The sequence below is a fragment of the Pontibacter roseus DSM 17521 genome, from assembly GCF_000373265.1.
GTDB lineage: Bacteria > Bacteroidota > Bacteroidia > Cytophagales > Hymenobacteraceae > Pontibacter > Pontibacter roseus.
Genome location: NZ_KB890771.1, coordinates 35,679 through 48,319 on the forward strand (window position 1 = coordinate 35,679; position 12,641 = coordinate 48,319).

Below are 12,641 nucleotides of genomic sequence, written 5' to 3' on the forward strand. Positions count from 1 at the left end.
GTTAGTCGGGCAAATTCTGTAAATCCAGCAGGTCCTGCTGCCGGGCAGTGGCCCTTTTGTTCTGCTTCAGGTCATCCAGGCTGATAAAGTTAGCCATAATATCTTCATAAGGTATAGAAACCTTGTTCTTCCAGCAGGAGGCAAACTCAACCCCAGCCAAGCCCGTGGCAATATCGATGCGGTTAGGCGGGTAGCCCAGTTGTGTCACCACGTCCGGTGTGGTCAGGTCTTCGAAGGTCACCTGCTCCTCGTTGTAGCCAAACTCCTGCAGGGCTTTCAGCAGCGTATTGGCATTCTCGGGAGTAGGGTTAATCCAAATATCAATGTCGCCGGTATAGCGGGGGTATCCGTAAAGGGCCACGGCAAAGCCGCCTGCCACCATGTACTCTATCTGGTAGGTGTTGAGCAGGTGTATGAAATTCCTAAAGTCGTGTTTCAGCTCCATGTTCACTAATGTACAATACCGTTGGCGCAGGTGCTCCACCGCGGCAAGGCGTGCCGCGGTGGTCTGAGCGAGCCAATACGCTAAATCATTGTGGCTGTCCGACAACTTTTTTTTGCTAACCGCTCTGTCTGCCGGGTGCTGCAGAGGGGTGCTGACTTCTTCTCTCAAAATATAAACCTGACAGGGTGTAAGGTATATAAATACCAAAGCAGCAAAAAGAATAAAAAGCCTCCGAGGGGAAGGCGTTTCTTGCAAAATTATAAAAATAGGAATTCATGTCAAACCTATACGAGTGGATTATAGAAGGATAGCAGGCCGCGAAACACCAGAAACGTTTACTTTAGAAGTAACAAACGCAGTTTATGGTTGTTTGGGACTGTACCTGAGAGGTTTAAAATTGATGGCAGTTCAGGAATTTAGATACCCTGCCGATTGTTCTAATCTATACCTTTTCCATGAATGGTGGGGCGGCCGGTGAGGCCTGTATTAAAGCAGGTTGCTGTTCCATAGCTTTACAAAAATTCGTAAATTTGCAGCATGAATATTGAGACAGAGATTTTATACCAGGAAGACGTAGCCCTGCTGGAGGAAAGTACCGACCTACGCAACCTGATTGTGTACAACGACGATGTGAACACCTTTGACCACGTCATTGCCACACTTATCAAGGTATGCGGCCACTCGGCAGAGCAGGCAGAGCAGTGTACGCTACTCATCCATTACAAAGGCAAGTGCACCGTTAAGGTAGGGTCTTATGAGGAGTTGGCAGGTATGTGCACCGCCCTCCACGACAAAGACCTTTCTGCCAACATAGAGTAGCGGGAGGTTTCATGAATTTTCCGTCTAAACTGATTGAGAACGCCGTAGAGGAGTTGGCGAAGCTGCCGGGTATTGGCCGAAAAACCGCGCTCCGGTTGGCGCTGCACCTGCTCAAAGAGGAATCGGAGGAGAGCTTTCTGCTGGCCGAGGCCCTGGTGAAGATGCGCACCGAGGTGAAGCACTGCAAGCAGTGCCACAACATCTCCGATACAGAGGTATGCGATATCTGCCTGAACCCCTTGCGCGACCGCAGCCTGCTGTGCGTGGTGAGCGACATACGGGATGTGATTGCCATTGAGAACACTTCTCAATTCAAGGGATTGTACCATGTGCTGGGCGGCGTGATTTCGCCCATTGAAGGTATAGGGCCGTCGGACCTGCACATCGACTCGCTGCTGGAGCGCCTGCCTAACTCCGAGGTGAAGGAGATACTGCTGGCCATCAGCCCCACCATGGAGGGCGACACCACCGCCTTTTACCTGACCCGCAAGCTCCGCGACCACAACGTGCGCATCACCACCATTGCGCGGGGTGTGCCGGTCGGCGGGGAGCTGGAATATACCGATGAAATAACCTTGGGGCGTAGCATAGTAGAGCGTACGTCCTACGGCAAGAGCTGATACTTGTAGCTTTCGATAACCTGTAAAGGACATGCTTTGGCATGTCCTTTTTGTTTCGAAGCGACCGGAGCTGACACTAGACTTGATATCTGGCATCAAGGCGGTGATTTAGCTGAAATTACAGGGCTTGTTCTTTCTATTCCCACAATTCCTCGCCATCTTAAAGCTTCCTTGACTGAAGTCCTAATCTCAGTCCCGCTTTACTGGAATTCTGTTTCAGAATAAGTAACTTTGGGACTTAATTCTGAACGAACATGCAGAGCACAGCACTGAACATACTTTCTGATAGAATTCTTTCCCTGTCGGAGTCGCAGACCATCGCCATGGCCAAAAAAGGCCGTGAACTGGCAGCACAGGGGCACGATATCATCAACCTGAGCTTTGGGGAGCCTGACTTCCAGACGCCACAGTACATAAAAGACGCCGCCAAGCAGGCCATTGACGAAGGGTTCACCTTCTATACCCCGGTGCCGGGATACCCGGCGCTGCGCCAAGCCATTGCCGACAAGTTCAAGCGCGACAACAACTTGGACTATGGTCCGGAAAATATCGTGGTATCTACTGGGGCCAAACAGTCCATTGCCAATGCGGTGATGTGCCTGGTGAACCCGGGGGATGAGGTTATTGTCTTTTCGCCTTACTGGGTGTCGTATGAGGAGATTGTGAAGTTGGCCGAGGGTATACCGGTGCCATTGCAGGGCCGTCTGGAGAACGACTTCAAGGTGACGCCGGAGCAACTGGAGAGTGCTATTACTTCTAACACCAAACTGGTGATGTACTCCTCGCCCTGCAACCCGACCGGCTCTGTGTTCGATGAGCAGGAACTGCTGGCGCTGGCGAAGGTGCTGGAGAAGCATCCGCAGGTATACATCATCTCCGACGAGATATACGAGTATATCAATTTTGGAGGCAAGCACACCAGCATGGCCAGTTTCGACTTCATCAAAGACCGGGTGGTGACGGTGAACGGCTTCTCCAAGGGCTATGCCATGACGGGCTGGCGCGTGGGCTACATTGCGGCACACAAAGACATTGCGTCCGCCTGCGACAAAATGCAGAGCCAGATTACATCCGGTACCTGCTCCATCGCCCAGAAAGCAGCCCATGCGGCCCTGCTGGGCGGCAACGAGTCGGCCTTGGAAATGCGCGACGCTTACCGCCGCCGCCGAGACCTGGTGCTGGGCATCATGAGCGACATACCCGGATTCAAGACTAACGTGCCGACAGGCGCCTTCTACATTTTTCCGGATGTGAGCTATTATTTCGGTAAGAGCTGCAACGGCAACATCATCAGCAGTGCCCTCGACCTGAGCCTATACCTGCTTACCGACGCCCATGTGGCCCTAGTGAGCGGCGAAGCCTTCGGGGCGCCGCAGTGCATCCGTTTCTCCTACGCCACATCCGACGATAAACTCATTGAGGCACTCCGCCGCATCAAGGAGAGCCTTGCCAAACTGCAGTAATGGACCAATTGACCAATTTAGAAGATATTTTCAGTTCCTTTGGGCGGCTAAAAGTGCTTATAGTGGGCGACGTGATGATTGACTCCTACCTGTGGGGCAAGTCAACACGCATCTCCCCGGAGGCACCGGTGCCCATCGTGAACGTGGTGAAGCGGGAGAAGCGATTGGGCGGTGCTGCCAACGTGGCCCTGAACGTGCAGGCCATGGGCGCCACACCGCTGCTCTGCTCCGTGATTGGCGACGATTCGGACGGAGGCGATTTCCTGCGCCTGATGGAGGAGCGCAACCTCTCGACGGAAGGCATAGTGCAGAGCCCGGAGCGGGTGACGACCATCAAGCACCGCATCATAGCCGGCGGGCAGCAGCTGCTTCGCGTGGACGCGGAGATAGAACACAACCTGGCCGATTACGAAGAGCGCCACCTAGAGGAGCATTTCCTGAAGCTGCTCCACCGGGCTGATGTGGTCGTGTTTGAGGATTATGATAAAGGCGTTTTCTCGGAGCAGAACATCGCCCGTTTCATCCAACTGGCCAACGAGCGAGGTATACCTAGCGTGGTAGACCCGAAGAAAAAGAACTTCCTGAGCTACAAAGGCTGCACGCTGTTCAAACCCAACTTGAAGGAACTGAAAGAGGGGCTCAAAGTCGACTTTGCCGAAGAGAACCTGCCTGCCTTTGAGGAGGCGGTGGCACAGCTGCAGCAGCGCTTGCAGACCGCACAAGTGCTGGTCACGCTCTCGGAGCGAGGCGTGTTTGTGGCCGATGGAGAAGAGAAAACCTATATACCTGCGCACCGCCGCGCCATTTCCGACGTTTCGGGTGCCGGCGATACGGTCATCAGTATAGCAGCGCTTTGCATGGCCCTGAAAACACCCCTCCCCTTCCTGGCGGGCCTGAGCAACCTGGGCGGCGGCTTGGTATGCGAACAGGTGGGGGTGGTGCCTGTAGACAGAAACCGCTTGTACGAAGAAGCGCAGGAGAACAGGCTGTTTGATGCCTATGAACACCGAACAGCTTAACAGGCTACTTTACGGAAGCAAGTTGCTGGCGTACATGCTGATGCGCCGCACGACCTATACCCTCACCATTGTGGCGATAGGCTTGCTGCTCTATGCCCATGGCGTAGAGTCAGACCCCGGCAACCTGCAGCTCATCTACTACGCCATCGATGCCATTCTGGCTGTTTTCGTCTTTATCTACCTGCTCCGCATCCTGTATGGGTTTGAGCGGGTCAAGTTCCTGAAACGCACTTGGTTTGAGGGCAGCTTGATGGCGCTCATCCTGGTGAACCACGTGGGCACTTACCTGCTGGATTTCCCCATCATTTACAACTTGTTTGAAGGGATAGGGATGCCGCTGTCGGTGGAGGTATACCGCGTGTTCATCTCTTTGTACATGCTCATGCTGCTGGTAGTGGAGCTGCTGGAAACCAAGGTGCACCTGAAAACCCTGCAGGTGAAACCGGCCATCACCTTCCTGATGAGCTTCATTTCGCTCATTGCTGTAGGCACGGCTCTGTTCATGCTGCCTAAAATGACCAATGACCCGGACGGAATGCGCTTCATCGATGCGCTTTTCATGGCGACCAGTGCCTCCTGCATCACAGGGCTGGTGGTGATAGACCCAGGAACGTATTTCACCTTCTCGGGCCAGGTGGTGTTGCTGTTGTTGGTGCAGTTGGGCGGACTGGGCGTGATGACCTTTGCCACGTTCTTTGCCATGCTTATGCGCGAGGGTCTGGGTATCCGGCAGCACGTGGCTATGTATGAGATTATGGAGAGCGAGTCTATCGCGTTCACCAAAGGCCTGCTCCGGAAGCTGATTTTGATGACCTTGTCCATAGAGGCTATAGGGGCCCTCATCATCTTTATGACGTGGGGGAAGGAGGCGGAGTTCGTTAATCTGGGCAGCAAGATATTCTACTCCATTTTCCACTCCGTGTCGGGCTTTTGCAACGCCGGTTTCTCCTTGTACCCGGAGGGCTTGTACAGTAACCCCTTGCGACATGCCTACGTCCTGCACCTGACCCTGGCGGCGCTGATGATTCTGGGTGGGCTCGGCTTTCCAACCATGATTGATTTGTTCTCTCCAAAGGCCATGCGGGCCCGTCTGCATGCCCCTTGGCGCAACTGGAAACTGATGACGCGCGTGACGGTCTATACCTCAGCGGGGCTTCTGGCTTTTGGGATGGTGACTTTTTTCCTGCTGGAGTACTTTAACACACTCTCGCAGCTCAACTTTGTGGAGGCGCTCATCGCCTCTTTCTTCCAGTCCGCTACGACGCGCTCCGGCGGTTACCACACTGTGGACACCTCGGCGGTGTCGGTGCCGGCGCTGCTCATCATGATGATTCTAATGTTCATCGGTGCCTCTCCGGGCTCTATGGGGGGAGGTATCAAAACCACTACGTTCACAGTAATCGTTCTGTCGGTATGGGCCACTATTGTGGGTAAAAGGAACATCGAGATTGGCAGACGCACCATTCCGCACTCTGTATCCTACAAGGCATTCGCGGTATTCACCTTCGCGGTGGTGTTCAATATTTTCTTCCTCATCGTGCTCTCTATCTCCGATGCGCAGTTCGACATTGTCAGGCTGGCCTTTGAGCAGGTATCGGCCTTCGCTACGGTGGGTCTGAGCACAGGTATAACCGCCGGCCTGTCTGATGTGGGCAAAACGGTTATCATTCTGTCCATGTACATCGGGAGGGTAGGGACCTTGACGCTGGCGCTGGCCATCAGCACACGCGCGGCTTCCACCGCTTACAAGTACCCGGACACGCACCTAGCCATCGGATAAGGTATGCCCACAACAACGTATTGGTGCGCAGGTATGGGAGCGACAAAGCATTCGGGGAAGGCGGGATTGGTGGATATTTCTGAAAGCTACAGGGCTATATGAGTACAGAAAGACTCAACAGGGCACTCTACGGAAGCAAACTGACGGCGTACGCCATCATGCGCCGGACGACTTACCTGCTCACGCTGGTTTCGGTAGGCCTGCTGGTATACGCACATGGTATGGTAGAGGAGCCTGTCACGCTCCAGCAGCTCTATTACGCCATCGATGCCATCCTGGCCATCTTCGTTATCATCTACCTCATTCGCATTCTGTATGCCTTTGACCGGGCACGGTTTCTGAGACGGACTAAGTTGGAAGGGATTCTGATGGGAATCATCCTCATCAACCAGCTAGGCACCTATGGGCTGGACACGCCTGTCATCTATAATCTGTTCGAAAGCATGGGCATTCCGCTGTCGGTGGAGGTATACCGGTTAGCAGTTTCCTTGTACATGCTCGTTTTGCTGGTGGTAGAGCTGCTAGAAACCAAGGTATACCTGAAGACGGCGCAGTTTAAGCCTACCACCATGTTCATGTTCAGCTTCGTGGTGTTGGTATTGCTCGGTGCAGGTTTGCTGATGATGCCGAAGATGATTGTCTCACCCGGTTCTATGCGCTTTATCGATGCGCTGTTCATGGCCACCAGCGCCGCCTGCGTAACGGGACTGGCTGTAGTGGATTTGGGTACCTATTTCACCTTCTCGGGCCAGTTGGTCATGCTGATGTTGGTGCAACTCGGCGGCCTGGGTATACTGACTTTTGCCACTTTCTTCGCCTCATTGATGCGACAGGGTATAGGCATCAAACAGCACGTGGCCATGTTCGAGATACTGGAAAGCGAGTCCATCTTCTCGACCAAAAACCTCCTGCGGAACCTGGTTCTCATGACCTTCGCCATAGAGGCGGTGGGAGCGGTCATCATCTTTATGACGTGGGGCCGGGAAGCGCACTTCGTGACGTTGGGGGATAAAATCTTCTTCTCTGTCTTCCATGCCGTGTCCGCTTTTTGCAACGCGGGCATGTCCCTATACCCGGAGGGGCTCTATACCGAGCCCGTCCGGCAGGCCTATGTGATGCACATGACGGTGGCGCTGCTGATTATATTGGGAGGTATAGGCTTCCCGACTATGATTGATGTGCTGTCTCCTAAGTCCATGCGGGCGCGCATGCTCACGCCTTGGCGCAACTGGAAACTCCTGTCCCGCATCACCATCTATACCTCAGCGGCCCTGTTGGCGCTGGGTACGGTAGGATTTCTGCTGCTGGAGTACTTCAATACGCTGGCGCACTTGAACTTTGCGGAGGCTATCATCACGGCCTTTTTCCAATCTGTCACCACGCGCACCGCCGGCTACAACACGGTTGACATCGCGTCGCTGACGGTTCCCACCTTGCTGATGTTCATCTTCCTGATGTTCATTGGGGCCTCCCCAGGCTCTACTGGCGGCGGTATCAAAACTACTACGTTCACCATCATCCTGCTCTCCGTCTGGACCACCATCCGGGGTAAGCGCTATGTGGAAATAGGCAACAGGACGATTCCGCACTCGGTATCGTACAAAGCCTTTTCAGTGTTTGCCTTCGCCGCTATGCTCAACCTCTTTTTCCTGTTCATCCTCACCATCACAGACCCGCAGTTCGATATTTTCAGACTAGCCTTTGAGCAGGTGTCGGCCTTCGCAACAGTGGGCCTGAGCACAGGTATAACCGCCGGTATGTCGGATGCGGGCAAAGGCGTCCTGATTGTGTCGATGTTCATCGGCAGGGTGGGCACTCTTACGCTGGCCCTCGCCCTCAGCACACGTGCCACCACCACTGCTTACAAGTACCCACAAACGTATGTGCCGGTTGGGTAAAGGGAGCTGGAGTGATTTCAATAAAAAGCAGAAGGCCCGCTATACCTAGCGGGCCTTCTGCTTTTTATGATTAAAAATAGCTCTGTAACTCGCTAGCTTCTCATACTTCCGCTGTACTCCTTCACCGTCTGGATGAAGCACTTCACTTTTTCGGGATCAGTATCAGGGTATACGCCGTGGCCGAGGTTGGCGATGTGGCGCTGCGTACCGAATTCCTTCAGCATTTTGATGGTCTCCTGCTGTATGGTTTCGAAGGAACTGTAAAGCAGGCAGGGGTCCATGTTGCCCTGTAGCGTCTTGTTCGGCCCAACCTGTGCCCTGGAAGTCTGGATATCCATGTTCCAGTCTAGGCCGATGGTCTCGCAGTTGAGGCGGCTGAAATCCTCCAGCGCGAAGAAGGCGCCCTTGGCGAACACCGTTACCGGCACCTCGCGTATGGCGTCGCAGATTTCGCTGATGTAGGGGAGTGAGAACTCGCGGTAGTGAGCCGGCGTGAGTATGCCTGCCCAGGAGTCAAACACCTGAATCAGGTTGGCACCTGCCTCTACCTGTGCTTTCAGGTAGGCGATGGTGGTGTCCGTAATCATGCGCAGCATTTGGTGCGCCAGTTTTGGATTGGTATACAACAAGCCGCGTGCATGTGAAAACGTCTTGGAGCCGCTGCCTTCCACCATATAGGCCAGGATGGTCCAGGGTGCTCCGGCAAAACCAATCAGTGGAACACGTCCGTTCAGGGCTTTCTTGGTCACTTTAATAGCCTCCAGCACATAGCCCAGGTGCTCGTGCGGGTCGGCTACGCGCAATCGGGCCAAGTCAGCCTCAGTGCGTATGGTCTTTGGGAACCAAGGACCACGTTTCTCCACCATCTCATAAGTGCAGCCCATCGCTTCGGGTACTACCAAGATGTCAGAGAAAATGATGGCCGCGTCTACATCGAGCAGGTCTACTGGCTGGATGGTCACTTCGGCGGCCAGGTCAGGTGTCTCCACCAATTCCTTAAAGCCGCTCAGGCTTTCGCGTACGGCTCTGTATTCCGGTAAAATGCGCCCTGCCTGGCGCATCAGCCACACCGGAGTACGTTCTACGTTTTCTCCTTTGGCAGCTCTTATAAGCAGGTCATTCTTCAGTTGCATGTCACAAAGATACGAGTTTCTGCCGCACTCCGTTTATGCAAATCGTCCTCTGCCTGCGTAAATTAGAGATAAGTGATGAACATCATCTTTCAAGAATCAAGTGATGGGCCGGAAGCGGTGCTGTGTGCTAGACCTTGTTTAGGCTGGCTTACTCCGTGAAAAACAGGGCGCGCAGCGCTGACACAATGAAGTTCACCCCGATGGAGAGCACGATGAAACCCATAATGCGGGAAAGGGCCGACAGTCCGGCCTTGCCCATGAAGCGGGTCAACTGGTGGGAAAAGCGCAGGATTACGTAACTGATGACGGCCAGCAGGATAATGCCTATCAGAATCAGGGCCATGTCTAGGATGGAGAGGGACGTGGTGAACAGACCGATGCTCACCGCAATGGCACCCGGACCGGAGAGCATTGGCATGGCCAGTGGCGTGAACGAGATGTCTTCCTTTTGCTGGGCTTCCTCCACCACATCCGGCGACACCTTTTTGTTGCTGCCACCAGGAGTCAGCAGTTCGAATCCGGCTCGCATAATCATCAGGCCGCCTGCTATGCGCAAATCGTGTATTCGGATGCCAAAAAAGTTGAGCACGTACTGGCCCGCCAGGAAAAAGACAGCCAATATACCTACCATGTATAGGCAGGCTTTCAGTGCTTGCTGGTTGCGGTGTTCCTGGGTATCGTTTTGCGTAAGCGTCAGAAACACAGGCATCGCCCCGAAGGGATTCACGACAGAGAAGAGGGCAGAAAGCGTGGCAAGGATGATTTCCATGGGTAAGTAGCAGGTATAACCCACAATATAGGGGTTAACTATATAAATACAAAGAACGGCAGAAGTGATGCAGAAAGCGGATTGGAAGCAGGCTGTTTAAAACATAATCCTTAATTTTGGGTAGAACAACACCCTAAGCGACGATACTATGAAAGGAGAAGTAAAGCTGGGCATACTGGGCGGAGGCCAACTGGGCCGCATGCTCATACAGGCTGGCCTCGATTTTAACCTCTATACCCTGGTACTGGACCCGGATGAGAACGCCCCTTGCAAAGACGTATGCCATGAATTCTACGTAGGCAGCTTCCGCGACTTTGATACCGTGTATGAGTTCGGCAGAAACTGCGACATCGTCACCATTGAGATAGAGCACGTAAACGCCGATGCCCTGGAGAAACTGGAGCAGGAGGGGGTGAAGGTATACCCAGATGCCAGAACCGTGCGCACCATACAAGACAAAGGTCTGCAAAAGGAGTTCTACAAGCAGCATGCTATACCTACTGCTGACTTCAGGATTCTGGCAGGAGCCGATGAACTGGCCGTCAACTCAGACTTTCTGCCTGCTTTCCAGAAGCTGCGCCGCGAAGGCTATGATGGCCGGGGGGTGACGAGACTGCAAAGTGAGAATGACTTCGGCAAAGGCTTCACAGAACCCTCTGTGCTCGAGAAACTCGTGGATTTTGAGAAGGAGATATCTGTCATCGTGGCCCGAAACGTCAGCGGGCAGGTGACGGCTTTTCCGGTAGTAGAACTGAGTTTCCACCCGGAGCACAACCTAGTTGATTCTCTGTTTGCCCCTGCCAACGTGCCGTACAAGCTGCAGCGCCTGGCCATCGAAATCGCCACACGCGTCATTGAGTCATTCGACATGGTAGGTATACTTGCCGTGGAGATGTTTCTGACCAAAGACGGGCAGATACTAGTGAATGAGGTGGCGCCTCGTCCACACAATAGCGGTCACCATACCATCAAGGCTAACTATACCTCACAATACGAGCAGCACCTCCGTGCCATTCTGAACCTGCCACTTGGCAGCACCGACATCCAGAGCGCCGCCGTGATGCTCAACCTGCTGGGAGAGACTGGCTATGATGGAGAAGCGAAATATGAAGGCCTGCAGGAGGCATTGGCTATACCTGGCGTGTACATTCACCTGTATGGGAAAAAGTATACCCGCGCCGCCCGCAAAATGGGGCACATCACCGTGTTGGGCACCGACCTGCAGGAAGCCCAGCAACGGGCAGATTCAGTTAAAAACGTAATCAAAGTAATCGCATAATATGGCTAACGAAACCCCTTCCACCCAACCGTTGGTGGGCATCATCATGGGCAGCCAGTCCGACATGAAAGTGATGGACGCAGCCGCCGAGATACTGGAGAACCTAAGTGTTCCCTTTGAGATTACCATTGTATCGGCGCACCGCACGCCGCACCGCATGTTCGAGTATGCTGAGCAGGCCCGCAAACGCGGATTGAAAGTCATCATTGCTGGAGCCGGGGGAGCTGCTCACCTACCAGGAATGGTGGCCTCCATTACGACGCTCCCCGTTATCGGCGTGCCCGTTAAGTCCAGCAACTCCATCGACGGCTGGGATTCCGTGCTGTCCATACTGCAAATGCCGGGCGGCGTGCCCGTAGCAACGGTAGCGTTGGATGGTGCCTTAAACGCTGGCATACTGGCCGCGCAAATCATTGGCACATCCAACGCCGCAGTGGCGGATAAGCTTGAGAAGTACAAGGTAAGCTTGAAGGATAAGGTGATGCGCTCGGTGGAAGAGTTGAGAAGAGGCGACCGCGATTTAGATTAGGTAAAAGATTGTATATTGGAAAATGTACTCCTACTTTATCATTATTGACTAAATAAGTGGTGATAAAATAAACGATTTTTTAAAGGAAAGAACTACTATTTCTAAGGCTAGCACTTAAATAAGATTGATTAGCTCGCATGATAGCTTTTTAAATATTGGCTTAAGTATAAAAGTTGCAATATTTTAGGGGATTTTGAATAAAATTTTAGTAAGTATTATTGTTGCTTTGATACATAGTTTAAAGTCTACATGCATATTAAAAACTTTTTTTAAAATTGATTTCACATATCCTATGTTTTTGTATTCCTGCCAGACGGAATAGGCAACTCCTATACCATTATGTGCAACAATTTTTTGTGCTCTTCTAAGTACTTGCTTCTGGCTTTCCGGAGGAAGATGATTTTTAATAAGCACAAATACATAAGCTATATCTATCAAATAGTCTCCTGTTCGATGCTTTACCTCGGATATAGAACCCAAGTGTTTCCTGTATTCGGCCAGAATCTGGGAGGTATAGGCTACAGGATAATGCTTAGCTATACGTACCCACATTTCCCAATCTTCCCCATAAGTTAGACCGTAGAAAGAGCCGAGCTTTTCATATACTTCTCGTTTTACCGTGATGGTGGCGTACTGAATGTATTGCCTTTCGCTAATGCGAAGCAGCCAATCTTTCAATATGCCTTCTTCTAANGAAGAAGGGTTTGTTCTTGGACTCAGATTCCTGTTTTCCTCATCAATGTGGTGGTACCTGCAGAAGGCAGCACCTGCTTGCGGATATTCCTCAAACAGCCTTTGAATGGTGGTGTAGTAGCCAGGTTTGACGCGGTCGTCGCCATGCAGGATGTGCACCAGGTGGCCTTTCGCGTGATTGATGCAGGTTTCGA

General features: G+C 52.7%; 11 protein-coding genes. 8 read left to right on the forward strand and 3 right to left on the reverse strand.

Features of this window, described 5'->3' with window-relative positions:
- Position 1: 1 nt before the first annotated feature.
- Positions 2 to 445 carry a nucleotidyltransferase domain-containing protein gene (locus tag B051_RS0120530; RefSeq protein WP_026236569.1) on the reverse strand — a complete coding sequence of 148 codons (444 nt, stop codon included), beginning with the start codon at positions 443 to 445 and terminating at the stop codon, positions 2 to 4.
- A gap of 537 nt (positions 446 to 982) precedes the next feature.
- Here B051_RS0120530 and B051_RS0120535 point away from each other — a divergent pair.
- From B051_RS0120535 to B051_RS0120560, 6 genes are all read left to right on the forward strand, one after another.
- A complete protein-coding gene (locus B051_RS0120535) occupies positions 983 to 1,264 on the forward strand; it encodes an ATP-dependent Clp protease adaptor ClpS (RefSeq protein ID WP_018480122.1) in 282 nt (93 codons plus the stop codon).
- 11 nt (positions 1,265 to 1,275) lie between these two features.
- Positions 1,276 to 1,884, forward strand: a complete 609-nt coding sequence (gene recR / locus B051_RS0120540; protein WP_018480123.1) for a recombination mediator RecR — start codon at positions 1,276 to 1,278, stop codon at positions 1,882 to 1,884.
- A gap of 254 nt (positions 1,885 to 2,138) precedes the next feature.
- Entirely contained in the window at positions 2,139 to 3,347 is a 1,209-nt protein-coding gene (locus B051_RS0120545) for a pyridoxal phosphate-dependent aminotransferase (RefSeq protein ID WP_018480124.1), read from the forward strand.
- Complete coding sequence (locus B051_RS0120550; RefSeq protein ID WP_018480125.1) at positions 3,347 to 4,366, forward strand: bifunctional heptose 7-phosphate kinase/heptose 1-phosphate adenyltransferase; 1,020 nt, start codon at positions 3,347 to 3,349, stop codon at positions 4,364 to 4,366. The genes B051_RS0120545 and B051_RS0120550 overlap by 1 nt, the downstream gene beginning before the upstream one ends.
- Positions 4,347 to 6,146, forward strand: coding sequence for a TrkH family potassium uptake protein (locus B051_RS0120555; protein ID WP_018480126.1), 1,800 nt, complete (start codon positions 4,347 to 4,349; stop codon positions 6,144 to 6,146). Before B051_RS0120550 ends, B051_RS0120555 begins: the two co-directional genes overlap by 20 nt.
- A gap of 98 nt (positions 6,147 to 6,244) precedes the next feature.
- Positions 6,245 to 8,044 (forward strand): TrkH family potassium uptake protein, encoded by a 1,800-nt coding sequence (locus B051_RS0120560; protein WP_018480127.1) that lies wholly within the window; start codon positions 6,245 to 6,247, stop codon positions 8,042 to 8,044.
- A gap of 92 nt (positions 8,045 to 8,136) precedes the next feature.
- Here the strand turns inward: B051_RS0120560 and hemE are convergent, their stop codons facing one another.
- Both hemE and B051_RS0120570 read right to left on the reverse strand, forming a co-directional pair.
- Positions 8,137 to 9,177 (reverse strand): uroporphyrinogen decarboxylase, encoded by a 1,041-nt coding sequence (hemE, locus tag B051_RS0120565; RefSeq protein WP_018480128.1) that lies wholly within the window; start codon positions 9,175 to 9,177, stop codon positions 8,137 to 8,139.
- 148 nt (positions 9,178 to 9,325) lie between these two features.
- A complete protein-coding gene (locus B051_RS0120570) occupies positions 9,326 to 9,946 on the reverse strand; it encodes a MarC family NAAT transporter (protein WP_018480129.1) in 621 nt (206 codons plus the stop codon).
- 148 nt (positions 9,947 to 10,094) lie between these two features.
- Between B051_RS0120570 and B051_RS0120575 the strand changes: the two genes are divergently transcribed.
- Entirely contained in the window at positions 10,095 to 11,225 is a 1,131-nt protein-coding gene (locus B051_RS0120575; RefSeq protein ID WP_018480130.1) for a 5-(carboxyamino)imidazole ribonucleotide synthase, read from the forward strand.
- A 1-nt stretch (position 11,226) separates the two neighbouring features.
- Entirely contained in the window at positions 11,227 to 11,754 is a 528-nt protein-coding gene (gene purE / locus B051_RS0120580; protein WP_018480131.1) for a 5-(carboxyamino)imidazole ribonucleotide mutase, read from the forward strand.
- Positions 11,755 to 12,641 lie beyond the last annotated feature (887 nt).